This window comes from Janthinobacterium sp. 1_2014MBL_MicDiv (assembly GCF_001865675.1).
Classification (GTDB): Bacteria; Pseudomonadota; Gammaproteobacteria; order Burkholderiales; family Burkholderiaceae_D; genus Janthinobacterium.
The window spans coordinates 2036362-2053095 of the sequence record NZ_CP011319.1 but is presented as its reverse complement, the minus strand read 5'-3'; the positions used below and the strand labels follow the sequence as shown (position 1 = coordinate 2053095).

General features: G+C 64.8%; 16 protein-coding genes. 6 read left to right on the top strand and 10 right to left on the bottom strand.

Annotated features, from left to right (window positions below):
* Positions 1-7: 7 nt before the first annotated feature.
* The 5 genes from YQ44_RS09150 to prpB form a co-directional block, all read right to left on the bottom strand.
* A complete protein-coding gene (locus tag YQ44_RS09150; protein ID WP_071323105.1) occupies positions 8-1555 on the bottom strand; it encodes an MBOAT family O-acyltransferase in 1548 nt (515 codons plus the stop codon).
* A gap of 168 nt (positions 1556-1723) precedes the next feature.
* Positions 1724-2920, bottom strand: coding sequence for a 2-methylaconitate cis-trans isomerase PrpF (gene prpF, locus YQ44_RS09145; protein ID WP_071323104.1), 1197 nt, complete (start codon positions 2918-2920; stop codon positions 1724-1726).
* A gap of 122 nt (positions 2921-3042) precedes the next feature.
* Complete coding sequence (gene acnD, locus YQ44_RS09140) at positions 3043-5637, bottom strand: Fe/S-dependent 2-methylisocitrate dehydratase AcnD (protein ID WP_071323103.1); 2595 nt, start codon at positions 5635-5637, stop codon at positions 3043-3045.
* 23 nt (positions 5638-5660) lie between these two features.
* Entirely contained in the window at positions 5661-6815 is a 1155-nt protein-coding gene (gene prpC, locus YQ44_RS09135) for a bifunctional 2-methylcitrate synthase/citrate synthase (RefSeq protein ID WP_046684122.1), read from the bottom strand.
* Positions 6816-6884: 69 nt separating this feature from the next.
* Positions 6885-7772, bottom strand: coding sequence for a methylisocitrate lyase (gene prpB / locus YQ44_RS09130; RefSeq protein WP_070220951.1), 888 nt, complete (start codon positions 7770-7772; stop codon positions 6885-6887).
* An 87-nt stretch (positions 7773-7859) separates the two neighbouring features.
* Between prpB and YQ44_RS28750 the strand changes: the two genes are divergently transcribed.
* On the top strand, positions 7860-8162 hold the full coding sequence (locus YQ44_RS28750) for a hypothetical protein (protein WP_156894744.1): 303 nt from the start codon (positions 7860-7862) through the stop codon (positions 8160-8162).
* On the opposite strand, the gene YQ44_RS09125 is transcribed toward YQ44_RS28750, so the two are convergent.
* Complete coding sequence (locus YQ44_RS09125; RefSeq protein WP_034751890.1) at positions 8159-8407, bottom strand: hypothetical protein; 249 nt, start codon at positions 8405-8407, stop codon at positions 8159-8161. The genes YQ44_RS28750 and YQ44_RS09125 overlap by 4 nt on opposite strands.
* A gap of 111 nt (positions 8408-8518) precedes the next feature.
* Positions 8519-8755 (bottom strand): hypothetical protein, encoded by a 237-nt coding sequence (locus tag YQ44_RS09120; RefSeq protein ID WP_071323102.1) that lies wholly within the window; start codon positions 8753-8755, stop codon positions 8519-8521.
* Positions 8756-8931: 176 nt separating this feature from the next.
* Between YQ44_RS09120 and YQ44_RS09115 the strand changes: the two genes are divergently transcribed.
* Positions 8932-9789 (top strand): MBL fold metallo-hydrolase, encoded by an 858-nt coding sequence (locus YQ44_RS09115; protein ID WP_071323101.1) that lies wholly within the window; start codon positions 8932-8934, stop codon positions 9787-9789.
* Positions 9790-9795: 6 nt separating this feature from the next.
* On the opposite strand, the gene YQ44_RS09110 is transcribed toward YQ44_RS09115, so the two are convergent.
* Both YQ44_RS09110 and YQ44_RS09105 read right to left on the bottom strand, forming a co-directional pair.
* Positions 9796-10029 (bottom strand): hypothetical protein, encoded by a 234-nt coding sequence (locus tag YQ44_RS09110; protein WP_071323100.1) that lies wholly within the window; start codon positions 10027-10029, stop codon positions 9796-9798.
* 98 nt (positions 10030-10127) lie between these two features.
* Positions 10128-11576 (bottom strand): M20/M25/M40 family metallo-hydrolase, encoded by a 1449-nt coding sequence (locus YQ44_RS09105; protein WP_071323099.1) that lies wholly within the window; start codon positions 11574-11576, stop codon positions 10128-10130.
* A 221-nt stretch (positions 11577-11797) separates the two neighbouring features.
* On the opposite strand from YQ44_RS09105, the gene YQ44_RS09100 reads away from it, so the two are divergent.
* The 3 genes from YQ44_RS09100 to YQ44_RS09090 all read left to right on the top strand — a co-directional run bounded on the left by YQ44_RS09100 (position 11798) and on the right by YQ44_RS09090 (position 13949).
* A complete protein-coding gene (locus YQ44_RS09100; RefSeq protein ID WP_232251202.1) occupies positions 11798-12307 on the top strand; it encodes a GNAT family N-acetyltransferase in 510 nt (169 codons plus the stop codon).
* Between the two features lie 169 nt (positions 12308-12476).
* Entirely contained in the window at positions 12477-12875 is a 399-nt protein-coding gene (locus YQ44_RS09095; protein WP_442905903.1) for a glycine zipper 2TM domain-containing protein, read from the top strand.
* A 144-nt stretch (positions 12876-13019) separates the two neighbouring features.
* Complete coding sequence (locus YQ44_RS09090; RefSeq protein WP_071323096.1) at positions 13020-13949, top strand: PP2C family protein-serine/threonine phosphatase; 930 nt, start codon at positions 13020-13022, stop codon at positions 13947-13949.
* Here the strand turns inward: YQ44_RS09090 and YQ44_RS09085 are convergent.
* Complete coding sequence (locus tag YQ44_RS09085) at positions 13946-14371, bottom strand: DUF2177 family protein (protein ID WP_071323095.1); 426 nt, start codon at positions 14369-14371, stop codon at positions 13946-13948. The two genes, YQ44_RS09090 and YQ44_RS09085, sit on opposite strands and share 4 nt — an antisense overlap.
* 751 nt (positions 14372-15122) lie before the next feature.
* Between YQ44_RS09085 and YQ44_RS09080 the strand changes: the two genes are divergently transcribed.
* Positions 15123-16460: an FHA domain-containing protein gene (locus YQ44_RS09080; protein WP_232251200.1), complete on the top strand. Its 1338-nt coding sequence runs from the start codon at positions 15123-15125 to the stop codon at positions 16458-16460.
* Positions 16461-16734: the final 274 nt, after the last annotated feature.

The following is a 16734-nucleotide window of genomic DNA, read 5'->3' as shown; positions in this document are numbered from 1 at the left end:
ATCCGCCCTAGAATTGGAAATACAGGAATTCGGCGGGACGGCTCAAGGCCAGCATGCTGGCCAGCGCCAGCAAGGCGATGGCGGCGGCCCATGCGGGCGAGGCGCGCCAGGTGAGCAGCCGCGCCACGCCATGCCCGCGCGCCGCGGCAGCATGCTGAAAATCGAGGGCCGGCTCGAAGCGGCGCATGATCTGCTGCGTATTCGGCATGGCAAAGACGAGCAGCGCGGCGATGGCGATCCACGTCCAGCTTTCGATGAAGGCCGTGCCGCCGCCCAGGTAGAACGACACGCCCAGCGACGCCAGCAAGGGCTGCAGCGGTTGCAGCTGGCGCGCCAGCGCATCGGGCAAGGCCAGGCCGAAGCCGCCCGCCATGCCCTGCACGATGGTTAGGGCGCTGGCCATGTCGGGCGCGCGGAAAAAGACCCAGGCAACGCAGACGGCGATGAAGGTGAGGATGGTGGCCGCCACGTTGCCGGCGCGCGTGCCGACCGGCAGGCGCAGTGTGCGCGCCAGCGCGCTCCAGCCCTTGTGGATGGCCAGGTACGCGCCGTGCAGGAAACCCCAGACGATGAAATTCCAGCCGGCGCCATGCCACAGGCCGCCCAGCACCATGGTCACCATAAGGTTCAGGTAGCGCCGCACGGGGCCGCAGCGCTTGCCGCCCAGCGGGATGTACAGGTAATCGCGCAGGAAGCGCGACAGGGTCATGTGCCAGCGGCGCCAGAATTGCGCGATATTGCGCGATTTGTATGGCGAATCGAAGTTCAGCGGCAGGCGCACGCCGAACAGGCGCGACAGGCCGATGGCCATGTCGGAGTAGCCGGAAAAATCGAAATACAGCTGGAAGGCATAAGCCAGCACACCGCTCCAGGCGATCAGCAGCGATGGCGCGACGGGATCGTTGAACAGGGGCGCCGCATAAGCGCCGATATTGTCGGCGACCAGCACCTTCTTCGCCAGGCCGATGAAAAAGATCGTGCTGCCGATGGCGATATTGCGTTCGGAGAGGCGGAACGTGCGCCGCGCGGCGAACTGCGGCATCATTTCCTTGTGGTGCAACACGGGGCCTGCGATCAGATGGGGAAAGTACGTGACGAACAGCAGGTAGTGGACGAAGCGGCTTTCCTGCGCCTTGCCCTTGTAGGTATCGACGAGGAAGGCGATCTGCGTGAAGGTGAAAAACGAGATCCCGACCGGCAGCACCACATGCAGGACGGGCATCGGCTGCGCCAGCAGTTCCGCCACGCCGGCGACAAAAAAACCCGCGTATTTATAGTAGGCGAGCAGGCCCAGATTGGCGGCGATGGCCGCCGCCAGCAAGGCTTTGCGGTGGCTTGCGCGCCCTGGCCCGAGCAGCGCGGCGCAGCCATAATTGAAGACGACGGATCCAGTCAGCAGCGGCAGGTAGCGGTAGTCCCACCAGCCATAGAAAAACAGCGAGGCGCATGCGAGCCAGGCGGCGCCCCATGATTCGCTGCGCCGTCCCAGGATGAAGAATCCGGCCACCGTGACGGGCAGATAGGCAAGCAGGAAGACCCAGGAATTGAATAGCATGGATTTCACCAGTCAGGATGGACGTGCGCGCAGCGCGGCCTCACGCGGCAAAACCGCACCCCTTGCGCGCCCTTCCATTTTCCTTGCCGTTCAGGTTTTGAATAGCGAAAAAATCAATTATTCTCGAGATAAATGGCCAGCCGGGCCAACGCGGCCCGGCCAGGGTGCTTATGCGCCGAAGGCGTCGCCGGGAATGCGCACGCTGCCTTCCATCAGCACGCGCGCGCTGCGGCTCATGATGGCCTTGGTGACGCTCCATGCGCCATCGACCAGCGCCGCTTCCGCGCCCACCATCAGGGTGCCGGACGGGTGGCCGAAGCGCACGCTGCTTTTTTCGCCGCCGCCCGCCGCCAGGTTCACCAGGGTGCCGGGGATGGCCGCGGCCGTGCCGATGGCGACAGCCGCCGTGCCCATCATGGCGTGGTGCAGCTTGCCCATGGACATGGCGCGCACCAGCAGGTCGATTTCGCCCGCCTCCACCCGCTTGCCGCTGGACGACACATAGCCGGCCGGCCTGGCGACAAACGCCACCTTCGGCGTGTGCTGGCGCTTGGCCGCTTCATCCAGGTGGGAAATCAAACCCATACGCAGCGCGCCATGCGCGCGGATGGTCTCGAAGCGGGCCAGCGCGGCCGCATCGCCATTGATGGCGTCCTGCAGTTCCGTGCCCGTGTAGCCGATGGCGTCCGCATCGACAAAGATGGTCGGGATGCCGGCGTTGATCATCGTGACTTTCAGGGTCCCGATGCCGGGCACCTCGAGGTCGTCGACCAGCTTGCCAGTGGGGAACATCGCACCACCGCCACCCTCCTCTTCCGCCGCCGGATCGAGGAATTCCAGTTTCACTTCGGCGGCCGGGAAGGTCACGCCATCGAGTTCGAAGTCGCCCGTTTCCTGTACTTCGCCATTGGTCATGGGCACGTGGGCGATGATGGTCTTGCCGATATTGGCTTGCCAGATGCGTACCGTGGCGATGCCGTCTTGCGGCACACGCGCGGCGTCCACCAGGCCGCTGGCGATGGCGAACGAACCGACGGCGGCCGACAGGTTGCCGCAGTTGCCGCTCCAGTCGACGAACGGCTTGTCGATGGAGACCTGGCCGAACAGGTAATCGACGTCATGCTCCGGTTTCGTGCTTGTCGCCAGGATCACGGTCTTGCTGGTGCTCGAGGTGGCGCCGCCCATGCCGTCGATCTGCTTGCCGTACGGGTCAGGGCTGCCGATCACGCGCAGCAGCAGCGCATCGCGCGCCGCGCCCGGCACTTGGGCGCTGGCCGGCAAGTCCTGCAGGCGGAAAAACACGCCCTTGCTGGTGCCGCCACGCATATAGGTGGCGGGAATTTTGATTTGGGGAGTATGGCTCATGTCATTTTCTGGAAAGAGGTAGGTCGGATTAGCGGGGCATCGCCACGCGTAATCCGACACATTGCTGGCGGGTTTTTCACAAATATTGTCGGATTACGCCACGCTAATCCGACCTACCCGATTTATGCGGCTTTCGACGACTCCAGGAAATCCTGCGCGAAGCGCTGCAGCACGCCACCGGCCTCGTAGATCGACACCTCTTCCGCCGTATCGAGGCGGCAGGTTACGGGCACTTCGACCGTGTCGCCGTTCTTGCGGTGGATCAGCAGGGTCAGGGTGGAACGCGGCGTGCGCTCGCCCACGACGTCATAGGTTTCGCTGCCGTCCAGGCCCAGGGTCTTGCGATTCACGCCAGGCAGGAACTCCAGCGGCAGGACGCCCATGCCCACCAGGTTGGTGCGGTGGATGCGCTCGAAGCCTTCGGCCACGATGGCTTCCACGCCGGCCAGGCGCACGCCCTTGGCGGCCCAGTCGCGCGAGGACCCCTGGCCATAGTCGGCGCCGGCGATGATGATCAATGGCTGCTTGCGTTCCATGTACACCTCGATGGCTTCCCACATGCGCGAAATCGTGCCTTCCGGCTCGATGCGTGTGAGCGAACCGGCTTTCACCTTGCCATCCTCGATGACCATCTCGTTCTTCAGGGTCGGGTTGGCGAACGTGGCGCGCTGCGCCGTCAAATGGTCGCCCCGGTGCGTGGCGTAGGAGTTGAAGTCTTCCTCGGGCAAGCCCATTTTCGCCAGGTATTCTCCGGCCGCGCTATCGAGCATGATGGCGTTCGATGGCGACAGGTGGTCGGTGGTGATGTTGTCGCCCAGGACGGCCAGCGGACGCATGCCTTTCAAGGGGCGGGCGCCGGCCAGCGCGCCTTCCCAGTACGGCGGGCGGCGGATGTACGTCGTCTGCGGACGCCAGTCGTACAGGGGGCTGACCTTCTGTCCATCGTCGACCTGCGCGGCGAACATCGGGATGTACACCTTGCGGAACTGCTCGGGCTTGACGCTGGAAGCGACGATGGCGTCGATTTCCTCGTCCGACGGCCAGATATCCTTGAGCAGGACAGGCTTGCCGTCCGGGGCGATGCCCAGCACGTCCTTCTCGATATCGAAGCGGATGGTGCCGGCGATCGCGTAGGCCACCACCAGCGGCGGCGAGGCGAGGAAAGCCTGTTTCGCGTACGGGTGGATGCGGCCGTCGAAGTTGCGGTTGCCCGACAGGACGGCCGTGGCGTACAGGTCGCGCGACACCACCTCGTCCTGGATGACGGGGTCGAGCGCGCCCGACATGCCGTTGCACGAGGTGCAGGCAAACGCCACGACGCCAAAGCCCAGTTGTTCCAGCTCCGGCATCAGGCCCGCTTCCTGCAGATACAGTTCCACGGTTTTCGAGCCGGGCGCCAGCGACGATTTCACCCATGGCTTGCGCGTGAGGCCCAGGCGGTTCGCATTGCGCGCAATCAGGCCCGCGGCGATCATGTTGCGCGGGTTGTTCGTATTCGTGCAGCTGGTGATGGCCGCGATGATGACGGCGCCGTCCGGCATCTTGCCCGGCTCGTTTTCCACCACGCCGGAAATCCCGCGCGCGGCCAGTTCCGACGTCGGCACGCGGTTGTGCGGGTTCGACGGACCGGCGATATTGCGCACGACGGACGACAGGTCGAAGCTCAGGACGCGCTCGTACTGGGCGTCGGCCAGGCTGTCGGCCCACAGGCCCGTCTCTTTCGCGTACAACTCCACCAGTTTCACCAGTTCGTCGTCGCGGCCCGTCAGTTTCAGGTACTTGATGGTTTGCGCGTCGATGTAGAACATGGCGGCCGTGGCGCCAAATTCCGGCGCCATATTGGAAATCGTGGCGCGGTCGCCCAGGGTCAGGTGCGAAGCGCCTTCGCCGAAGAATTCCAGGTAGGACGAAACCACCTTCTGCTTGCGCAGGAATTCCGTCAGCGCCAGCACCGTGTCGGTGGCCGTGATGCCCGGCTGCGGCTTGCCCGTCAGCTTGACGCCGATGATGTCGGGCAGGCGCATCCACGAAGCGCGGCCCAGCATCACGCTTTCCGCTTCCAGGCCGCCCACGCCGATGGCGATCACGCCCAGCGCGTCGACCATCGGCGTGTGCGAATCCGTGCCCACCAGGGTATCGGGATAGGCGACGCCATCCTGTACCTGGATCACGGGCGACATGCGCTCAAGATTGATCTGGTGCAAGATGCCGTTACCTGGCGGAATCACGTCGACGTTCTTGAACGCCTTCTTGGTCCAGTCGATGAAGTCGAAACGGTCTTCATTGCGGCGGTCTTCGATGGCGCGGTTCTTGGCGAAGGCGTCGGGGTCGAAACCGCCGCATTCCACGGCCAGCGAATGGTCGACCACCAGCTGCGTGGGGACCACGGGGTTGACCAGGGCCGGATCGCCGCCCTGGGCCGCGATGGCGTCGCGCAGGCCGGCCAGGTCGACCAGGGCCGTCTGGCCCAGGATGTCATGGCAGACGACGCGGGCGGGGAACCACGGGAAATCGAGGTCGCGGCGGCGTTCGATGAACTGGCTCAGCGACGCGTCCAGGGTAGCCGGATCGCAGCGGCGCACGAGGTTTTCGGCCAGCACGCGCGAGGTGTAGGGCAAGGTGGCGTAGGCGCCTGGCTGGATCGCATCGACGGCGGCGCGCGTGTCGAAGTAGTCTAGCTGGGTGCCCGGCAAGGATTTGCGGTACAGGGTATTCATGGGGGTACTCATTGCGGTGCTCATTATTTGCGGTCCTTGATCGGGACGAATTCCAGGTCTTCCGGGCCCACATAGTTGGCGCTCGGGCGGATGATCTTGTTGTCGATGCGCTGCTCGATGATGTGCGCGGCCCAGCCCGAGGTGCGCGAGATCACGAACAGCGGCGTGAACATCGCCGTCGGCACGCCCATCATGTGGTAGGACACGGCCGAGAACCAGTCCAGGTTCGGGAACATGTTCTTGATTTCCCACATGACCGACTCCAGGCGCTCGGCGATGTCGAACATTTTCGTGGAACCGGCTTCCAGGGACAGATTGCGCGCCACTTCCTTGATGACCACGTTGCGCGGGTCCGAAATCGTGTAGACGGGGTGGCCGAAGCCGATCACCACTTCCTTGTTGGCGACGCGCTCGCGGATGTCCGCTTCCGCTTCATCGGGGTTGTCGTAGCGTTTCTGGATCTCCAGCGCCACTTCGTTGGCGCCGCCGTGTTTCGGGCCGCGCAGCGCGCCGATGGCGCCCGTGATGGCCGAGTGGATGTCCGAACCCGTGCCGGCGATGACGCGGCTGGTGAAGGTCGAGGCGTTGAATTCGTGTTCCGCGTACAGGATCAGCGAGGTGTGCATGGCTTTTTCCCACGACGCCGACGGTTTTTCGCCGTGCAGCAGGTGCAGGAAGTGGCCGCCGATCGAGTCGTCGTCCGTTTCCACTTCGATGCGCTTGCCGTTATGGCTGTAGTGGTACCAGTACAGCAGCATGGAGCCGAACGACGCCATCAGGCGGTCGGCGATGTCGCGCGCGCCCGGCGCGTTATGGTCGTCTTTTTCCGGCAAGGTGCAACCGAGCACGGACACGCCCGTGCGCATCACGTCCATCGGATGGGCGGCGGCCGGCAGCGCTTCCAGCGCCAGCTTGACTGCCGACGGCAGGCCGCGCAGGGATTTCAGCTTGGCCTTGTAGCCTTTCAGTTCCGCGCTGGTCGGCAGCTTGCCATGCACCAGCAGGTAGGCGATTTCCTCGAACTCGCAGCTGTCGGCCACGTCCAGGATGTCATAGCCGCGATAGTGCAAATCGTTGCCGGTCTTGCCGACCGAGCACAGCGCCGTGTTGCCGGCGGTGACGCCGGACAGGGCGACGGATTTTTTAGGCTTGAAAGTGGCGGCTTGCGGTGCGGTCATTGTGTTCTCCAGATTGAATAGTCTCGGGTGCGTCACTGCGGGACCGGCATGCGGCCCCTGCTTCTCTGTTTATTTCTTTTGCGCGGCGAACAGCGCATCGAGCTTTTGCTCGAAATCGTGGTAATTGATCGATTCATACAGCTCCATGCGCGTCTGCATGGTGTCGACGACATTCTTTTGCGTGCCGTCGCGGCGCAGCGCCTGGTAGACGTTTTCCGCCGCCTTGTTCATGGCGCGGAACGCCGACAGCGGGTACAGCGCCAGGCCCACGTGGGCGCTGCGCAGTTCGTCCAGCGTGAACAGCGGCGTGGAACCGAATTCCGTGATGTTGGCGAGGATAGGCACGTTGACGGCCTTGGCGAACGTGGCGTACATGTCCAGGTCCGTGATCGCTTCCGGGAAAATCATGTCGGCGCCCGCCTCGACGCAGGCGACGGCGCGCTCGAGCGCCGCTTCCAGGCCATCGACGGCCAGCGCATCGGTGCGCGCCATGATGACGAAGTTCGGGTCCGTGCGCGCATCGACGGCCGCCTTGATGCGGTCGACCATCTCTTCCTTGCTGACGATTTCCTTGCCAGGGCGGTGGCCGCAGCGCTTGGCGCCCACCTGGTCTTCGATATGCAGGCCGGCCGCGCCGAACTTGATCATCGATTTCACCGTGCGCGCCACGTTGAAGGCGGATGCGCCGAAGCCCGTGTCGGCATCGACCAGCAGCGGCAGGTCGCACACGTCGGTGATGCGGCGGATGTCGGTCAGCACGTCGTCCAGGCTGGAGATGCCCAGGTCGGGCAAGCCCAGCGAGCCGGCCGCGACGCCGCCGCCGGACAGGTAGATGGCCTTGTAGCCGGCGCGCTTGGCCAGCAGCGCGTGGTTGGCGTTGATGGCGCCGACCACTTGCAATGGGGATTCTTCCTGGACGGCCTTGCGGAATGCGGCACCTGCGGAGTATTGAGTCATGTATGCACCTTATGGGGAGTTCGGGTCAGCCCGAATGTTTCATGGACTTGCTATGCGCATCAGTATTGCAAATGCCGTGCCAGCACCATGCGGCACGATGACTATGCCACGCGCCAGAGTGACAACACGGGCAAGGCGGCCGCTTTCCAGCGCGCTCCGGCCGTCACGCAGGGAAACGGCGATGTCACGTTTCGTGTGCCTGGCGTTTCACTATGTTTCATTCATTGCATTTTGAAACACCCGGTTGAAACACGCAACAGCAATGCGCAACAGGGCGACGCTGCAGGCGCTGCGGAACAGGATGGGAAACGGGAATGGCATGGAAGAAAAACAGCCGGCGGACGCCGGCTGAGAATTACTGCTGAGACTACGGATGAAACGGCAAACTAGGCCAGCCGCACCAGCGGATTGGCGATGATGTTGTCGATCTGGCGCACGGCTTCTTCGCAGGCGGCGGCGATGGCGCCCTCCTCGTCGTCGCGCACGAATTGCATGGTCGAGCCTTCGAACACTTCCAGACCTTCCGCGGTGGCGCGTTCGATGTCGCAGCTGGCCGACCATTTGCCGTCGGTGGTAGGCACGGCCAAGGGAACGATTTCCCAGCCTTTATAGTGAATTTTAGAACTGCTATTCATGGGTGCCTCCATATGAACTGACTGAATACGGGAAATCGTAGCATGAAGCGCGGCCGCAGGCGACGTGTTTCATGCGCCCGCAGGCAATCAGGCTAAACGATTTACGCTGGCTCAAGGACGCAGCAGATTATCCACTTCCGTCTTGGCCACTTCCAGGCCGGCCGTGCACGCCGTTTCGGGCGCCAGGTAGCCGCCCAGGGTGCGGCTGCGCGTGATGCCTTGCGCTTCAGGCTCGCCGTCGCGCTGCAGGCGGTAGGTAAAATCCCATAAATCGTCATTGTCCTTTTGCGGGGTCACCGAAATCGTAAAACCGCGGTACTGTTCGCTGCGTGCAGTGGTATCGTTCATGAATTCCTCCTTGTAAGAATGAGGTTACCACGCAGCAAGGCGCAGGGTGCGCACGGCTGTGTGGCGCGCAAGCCCTGCCGCTTATCTGTTTTTCGCATGTTAAATGTGAATTTGCAGCATTTTTTTAGCGAACTCTGGCGATATAATGCCATTCCCTGCCCGACCTAGCCGCCGTGATGACTCCACAAATCCAAGCCTTCTTCGACCCCGCCACCGCCACCGTCACCTATGTCGTCTACGAGGGAGACGGCGAGGAATGCGCCATCATCGATTCCGTGCTCGACTACGACCCCAAGGCGGGCCGCACGGCCACCACTTCGGCCGACAAGGTGATCGCCTTCGTGCGCGAGCACGGCTTGCGGTGCCGCTGGCTGCTGGAAACCCATGCGCATGCCGACCACCTGTCGGCCGCGCCCTACCTGCAGCAGCAACTGGGCGGCGAAGTGGCCATCGGCGCCGCCATCCGGACGGTGCAGCAGGCGTTTGCCGAGGTCTACCACCAGCATGCGGCCAGGGCCGACGGCTCGCAGTTCGACCAGCTGTTCGCGCCCGACCAGGTGTTTTATATCGGCAAGCTGGAAGTGCGCGCGCTGCACGTGCCCGGCCACACGCCGGCCGACCTCGCTTACCAGATCGGCGACGCCGTCTTCGTCGGCGACACCCTGTTCATGCCGGACGTCGGTTCGGCCCGCTGCGATTTTCCCGGCGGCTCGGCCGCGCTGCTGTACCGCTCGGCGCAGCGCCTGCTGTCGCTGCCGCCGCAAACGCGGCTGTTCATGTGCCACGATTACCCACCCAGCGGCCGCGGGCCGCGCTGGGAAGTGACGGTGGCCGAACAGCGCGCCGGCAACATCCATTTGCGCGACGGCATCACGGAAGAGCAGTTCGTGGCCATGCGCACGGGCCGCGACGCCACCCTCGACATGCCGACCCTGATCCTGCCCGCGATCCAGGTCAACATCAATGCGGGCAAGCTGCCCGAACCGGAAGAAAACGGCGTGCGCTACCTGAAGATACCGCTGAACGCGATCTGACGGCCGCTATGCCGCCGGACGACGGCGGCGCCACACCTGGCGCTGGCCAGCCCTGATCTCTTCCAGCTCGCCCGCGGCGCGCAGCTGCTCCAGCGCGGCCGCGACGGTTTCCGGCGCGACAGCCCCGCCCAGCCACCACTGCGCCACGCCTTCCAGCGTGTCGGCGCCGTGCGGATACCGTTGCAGATAGCTGCGGATGGCGTCGCGCGCCTGCTCGATGGCGGAAGATGGCTGCATCATGAACTCTCCATGCGTTGACGGCGCCGGCATGGGCGCATGCCGGCAAGGGGCCGCGCTGGCAAGGCGGCGCGGCGCGCGCGGGAACGACGCGACAGACCTTATTCGCCCTGCTCGGGCGCGCGGCCGATCTCGCCGTCGATATTCGCCAGGAACCAGGCCAGCGACGACATCAGCGCCACGTTGCGCTTCAGGTTCTCCGGGTCGACCTTATCCAGGGTGTCGGCCGGCGTATGGTGATAATGGAAGTAACTGTGGCTGTCGACCAGCGGCTCGAAGCTGGGCACACCGCCCGTTTCCAGCCGGTGCAAGTCGCCCGTGCCCAGCGCGTCGCGGCGCGTGAACGCGTGCGCGCCGATCGGCTGCAGGGCCGCGCGCAGGGGCGCGAACAGTTTTTCCGCCTTCGGCCCCACGCTGGCCAGGATGCCGAACGGACGCCCGGCGCCGCTGTCCATCTCGATGGCCGCATATTGCTTGCCCAGCGCCTGCTTGTTGGCCTCGAAATAGGCCTGGCCGCCACGGCCGCCATTTTCCTCGTTCATCCAGGCGATCACGCGGATCGTGCGGCGCGGACGGTAGTCGAGTTTTTTCAGCGTTTCCACCACGCCCATGGCCGCCACGACGCCGGCGCCGTCGTCATGCGCGCCCGTCGCCAGATCCCAGGAATCGAGGTGGCCCGAGACCACCACCACTTCGTCGGCCTTGTCCGTGCCCGGCCAGTCGGCGATCACGTTGTAGCTGTCGGCTTCCGGCAGGTTTTGCGGCGTCAGGGTCAGGCGCATTTTCAGGGGGCCGCGCGCGGCCAGACGGCCCATCAGCAAGGCATCTTCCACCGTGACGGCGGCGGCGGGAATGCGCTTGTTGTCATCCAGGCCCGTGGCGCCCGCGTGCGGGATGCGGAAATCGGCGCCGCCGACCGAGCGCACCAGCGCGGCCGCCGCGCCCAGGTCGGCCGCCGCCTTCGGGCCGAGGAAGCGCGCGCGCGAACCCTGGCCATAGGTGACGCCGGCCAGGCCGCGCTCGGCCATCTCCTGGTCGAATGGCGTGTCGATCAGCACGATGGCGCCCTTCACTTCCGCCGCGCGCGCCTTGAGTTCCTCGAGGCTCTTGACGATGACCACGGGCGCCGTCAGGCCGGCGGCCGGGGTGGCGCCCGAACCGCCCAGCGCCGTCAGCACGACGCGCTGGCTGACGCCCTGCGGACGGCCCGCATAGTCGACGATTTCCGCCGTTTCCACGCCGCGCACCCAGTGCGGCACCTTCACCGGCTGCAGGGTGACCTTGGCGCCCAGCTGGCGCATGGCCTCGGCCACCTGCTGCACGGCGGCGGCGGCGCCGGCCGAGCCGGACAGGCGCGGGCCGATCAAGTCCGTCATGTCGGCCAGGCGCGCATAGGCCCAGTCGCTGTGCAGGGCCGTGTCGCGCACCTGCGCCAGCGCCTGCGGCGCATTGCCCGGCGCGGCGGCAAGGGCGCCAGCGCTGACGGCGCAGCCGAAGGCGATGAACAAGGCGGAGCGGCGCAATGGCGCGCGGGGCGATACGGTAGTCATAGGATTCCTGTTCCAGTCGATGAAGAAAGAGCGGTCCCGCCATGGCCATCAGCAGCGGCATCGGGCATGGCGAAGTTGTGCACGATAGCGTATTTTTTCTGTCAATGCAGCAACTTTTGCCGCGAGCGATTGCCTGTGGCCGCCAGACTGGATTACCATGCAGATCGTGATCGCCACCGGATACCGCCATGCTCAAGGGAACCCTTTGTACCGTACGGCACTTGACCGCCGCCGACCTCAACGCCTATATCGCACTGATCAACGACCTGCCCGCGCGCAGCGAGTTCTTTTCCATGCAATTCAAGTCGCCCGAAGCGATCCGCCGCGAGTTCATGCTGACGGGCCTGGTCACGGAGGATAGCGAACTGTTCCTGATTGAAGACCATCACCAGCACATCATCGGTTCGATCACGCACTTCAAGAGCCGCACGCCGGCCTGCCGCGAAATCGGCTACCGCCTGTTCGATCCCAAGTGGGGCGGGCGCGGCTACGGCGGCGAGGCGACGCGCCTGATGGTCGACTACCTGTTCAATGCCTATCCCTACCACCGCCTGGAATTGCTGATGGACCCGCAGAACACGGCGTCCGAGCGCATCGCGCAAAGGTGCGGCTTTACCGAGGAAGGCGTGAAGCGCCAGGCCTTTTTCATCAATGGCGTCATGCGCGACGTGAAAATGTATAGCCTGCTGCGCCCGGAATGGCAAGCGCATGCGCCTGTCGTGTTCGGCTAAAACTGTTACCGCCGCGCCCTGATTGTAATAAGTTGTATTAGACGTGGAACAAGCGGGAGGCAGCGGATATAGTCCAGTTCATGCAGATCATTGTGATCTCGCCGGAATGGAAGGAAATGCCATGTTGAACAAGAAACTCCTGGGTGCGGTAATGGTAGCGGCAGTGGCTGTGTCTTCGGCCGCAGTCGCCGGCGACCGCGACTTCAATACCGTTGCAGGCGCCGTCGTCGGAGCGGCCATTGGCAACAGCACTGGCGGCCGGAACGGCGCGATCGTCGGTGGCGTGCTGGGCGCGGCCGTCGGCAACAGCATCAGCACGAATGACCGCTATTACGACCGTGGCGGCTATCGCGGCGGCTACCGTGAAACGTATTACCAGCCGGCGCCGCAGCCCGTCTACTACCAGCCTGCGCCGCAGCCCGTGTATTACGCGCCGCCTCCGCGCTACTACGGCCCGCCAGCCGTCGTCTACGTGCAACCGGGCCGCGGCTACTACCGCGACCATGGCCGCCGCGACTACTATGACCGGGGCCACGGCCACGGTCACGGCTGGGGCCATCGCCGTTAAGCACCTCCCCGTGCCATCAAGAAACCTGCGCCAGCCTGCTGCCGCAGGTTTTTTTGATGGATAAGCAAGGTATCGTCTGCAAGCAATATCGGCTAAGCTCTATCCCATGATCAACATTGATGGCCGCCCGGACCGCAGCAAACGATGCATTTAATCAAAGACGCGCTCGATTTCGGCCCCTGGCTGGACGCCGCCGCTGGCAGCAGCGTGGGCGCCGGCACCCTGCCACGGCACGAAAACCAGGACAATTTCCTGCTGATCGACGCCAGCGGCCATGCCGTGTGCCTGTCGCAGCAAGCGCCTGTGCACTGCCAGGTGCCTGGCTGGCCCGCCGGCCACGTGCGCGCCGCCGTGCTCGACGGCATGGGCGGCCACGGCCATGGACGCGAAGCGGCCGAGGCAGCCGTGCAGGGCTTGCTATCCATACCCGCCTGCCACGATACGGCCAGCCTGGCGTGTCACCTCGATCATTTGCATGCGCGCCTGCAAGCGGGCTTCGCCGACGCCGCACCGACACAGGCGCGCGCGCCCGGCACCACCTTGACCCTGCTGGAAATACCGCCTGGCCAGGCGCCGCTGCTGTACCACGTGGGCGATACGCGCCTGTATGAATTGCGCGACGGCATGGCCGCCATCCTTACCGTCGACCATGTGCCGGCTACCGCCTATGCCATGCGCGGCGGGCTGGACGAGGCGCGCTGGCGCGCCAGCGTGCATGGCGAGCATCATCCGCAAATCTCGCAGGCGTTTATTCTCGGCAACGCCTTGGGCGATACCCTCCAGCTCGACAAACCGCTGCTGGCGCTCGACAACGGTAATTTGCCGTCCTTCCTGGCCCACCTGGGCGACCGCCGCGTACTGGAAGTGCAAGCCGGCGCCTACTATGTGCTGGCCAGCGACGGCTTCTGGGCCTGCGACCATCCACTCGCGGCCACGGCCCGCTGGCCGGACCTGTGCGCAGGCAAGACAGCGGCACAAGCCGTCACGGCCGTATTCGACGACTTCCTCGCCCACCCGCCGCAGGGCTTGCACAGCGACAATATCACCATGCTGGTGCTGCGCTTCCATAGCTAGCTTTTGGCGGGCGCCTTGCGCGCCGCCAGATAGCCAGCCACGGCGGCCAGGCCCGATAGCACGGCGCCCCAGGCCATGTCGATCACCGTGAGGGCCAGCGGCCAGTCTTGCAAGGTGGAATAATTGCTCAAGTCATACGTGCCATAGGCAACCAGTCCCAGCAAGGCGCCCAGGGCCGCCGCCGCGCGCCAGTTGCCCTTGCGTAATCCTGGCACGATGGCGAATACCAGCAGGCCCACCATATACAAGAGGTAAAACAGGGCCGCCGGCCCCAGCCTGGGCCGCCCGGCCAGCAAGGGCCCCAGCGCCTGCGCATACACCTGCCCCATCAGCACGGTCAGCCACAGGGCATCGATGGCGAGAAAGACCGCCAGGGCGGCGCCATAGGCGGTGGCAAGCTGGAGCGGGCGCAAGGCAGACATGGGGTTTCTCCGGGATAAAGTGGATGGGCAGAATCGAGCATATAGCAAATGCCGCAGGTCCTGCGTGCCTTGCAGCACACAGCGCGCCGGAGAGAAGCAGCGACGCAAGCGACGACATCACTGGATGCGGACAATCGGCGCCAGCAAACGCCGCGCTCGAATGAACATATCAAAATGACATATTCAAAAGATTATAAAATATTCTTTTAGGCAATAGTTTCCATGGCATTCATGGCAAGATGTGACCAGCGACATGAAAACCTGCAAAAAGAGTGCATCGGCTCGCCGCGAAGGTTGCCAAGCGGGCGCAAAAGCGCGTAAGCTCTCATGTATAACAGAGGGCAGAATGCCCCCGCTCGATTCGAGTCAGAATGTCATGAAAAAATGCAGCAACCCGGAGCACCCGCACTGTACGTTCTGGGTCTTGCCTGGGGAAGACGTCTGCGCCGCCAACCACCGGCAAGCGACGATTGCTCCCAGCAGCTACGACCTGTTGACCGCACTGCGCAGCGCCCGTTCCGAGCCATCGGCAACGGAGCTTCCGCACGCCCCTGCTGCTGACGCTGTTACTGCACAGCATATCGGACCGCTTACTGGCGTTGGCGTTGGCGCGCATGTTGCGCCGCATGACGTCCCGGCCGCTACCGCTGCCCGCCCCCATGACGCCCCGCCTGCCCCGGCTACTGGCAATGCGCCGGCAGCCAGCGCGCCGGCACTGCCCGCCCACGCGCCCCTGGCGGTGTCCGCTGCCATGCCGGCGGCCTCGCCTGCCGCCCCGGGCACCGCGGCCCGCCCCGCCTACCAGCCCGTCCATGCCCACCTGCACATCAGCGGCTTCGATCCGCGCGCGGCAGGCGGACGGCAAACGTTAAAAATGGAATTGCGCGGCATGGCGGCCGCCTGCGCGCCGCAGCTGACCTTGCGCCTGCGCTCGGACCTGATACCGCGCGGCGCCGTCCAGCATGATTTCGTGCGCACGACGCGCGGCGACTGGCGGCCCGTGTTTGTCGAATTCTCCTCGCGCAACAAGGAACATGGCCAGTACCAGATCGAGGTGGAAGTGCACAGCCACGTCGACGGGGCCGTGGCGCAGAAATGGGTGTGCACGTTCGTCATCCTCGTGCCGCGCCGCGATGCCACCCTGACGGAAATCCACCAGATCTTCCTCAGCACGCACAAGAACGTGCGCGTGATGGCCGACGACGCGTCGATCGCCCGCGTCACGGGCGGCGATGGCTGCAACCTCGATGTCACGGCGCGCAATGCCGGCATCGCCCACGTGGACCTGTCTGCGCCGCAGGGCAAGATCGACATGGGTTTTACCACCATCGCCTGGGACGAGGAATTGATCGAGGTCGACCTGCCCGCCGCCAGCCATTGCCATCCGCATCCGAGCCAGGCCGCCTGCCTCGTCAATGCGGCGCCGGAAGCGGGCGCGCAGCGCCAGATCCGCCTGTTCGCGCTCGAGGAATGCATGCTGGGCCGCTTCGAACTGGTGGACCCGGAAGCGGACGTGCTGCTCAGCCACTTCAGCCCGGACGGCCAGGACAACAACGGCTTGACGCGCCGCCTGTCGGGCCGCCACGCCGTCATCCGGCGCGGTCCGCAAGGCTTTGAAATCGAAGACGTGTCGCGCTACGGCCTGCTGCTCGATGGCGTCTGGCCCGGCAAGCACAAGCCCGTCGCCCTGCGCCTGGGCATGCGCATCGAATTGACCGCCAGCATCAAGGGTATCGTCGTGCTCAGCGTCACGGCCATCTTCGGCCATGGCGTCATTTTGCACCGCATCGACCAGGGTGCGCGGGCAGAGTGTTTTTACCTGCTGCTGCCGGAAGCCCAACCCAGCCTGGCCGCCCACGCCGCCGCACCCAATGCGGCCGCCTTGCCCATGCTGTTTCACCGCAACGGCGGTTTCTGGCACTTGGACGTCGCCACCGGCAAGGAAACCGCCCTGGCGCCCGCCACGGCGCTCGACAAGCTCAGCGGTTTTGCCCGGCATAACCGCTTTGCCAGCGAACCGTATCCGGAATGCTGGATCATCCGCACCGAGGGTGCCGCCCTGTGCGATAGCGGCATGCTGACCGTGTAGAAACACCGAACCAAACCTGCTGCGCGCGGGCATGGCCGGCCTGCGACGCTCGCCACGCGGCATGGCGGCAGCACCATGCAAACCACCTGACACAACGATTACCCGCACCCGCCTGATCGCTGGCGCCTGAACAATGGTCAGCGCAAGGCGCGCCAGCGCAGGCAGTACGAACCGTACGGCAAGGCAGCGCCACACCGTTATGGCCTTGCTTCAAGCGCTAGCGCGGCACCAGCACGAGAAAAATCATCGACAGCCCCAGAATGAACACCGCTTC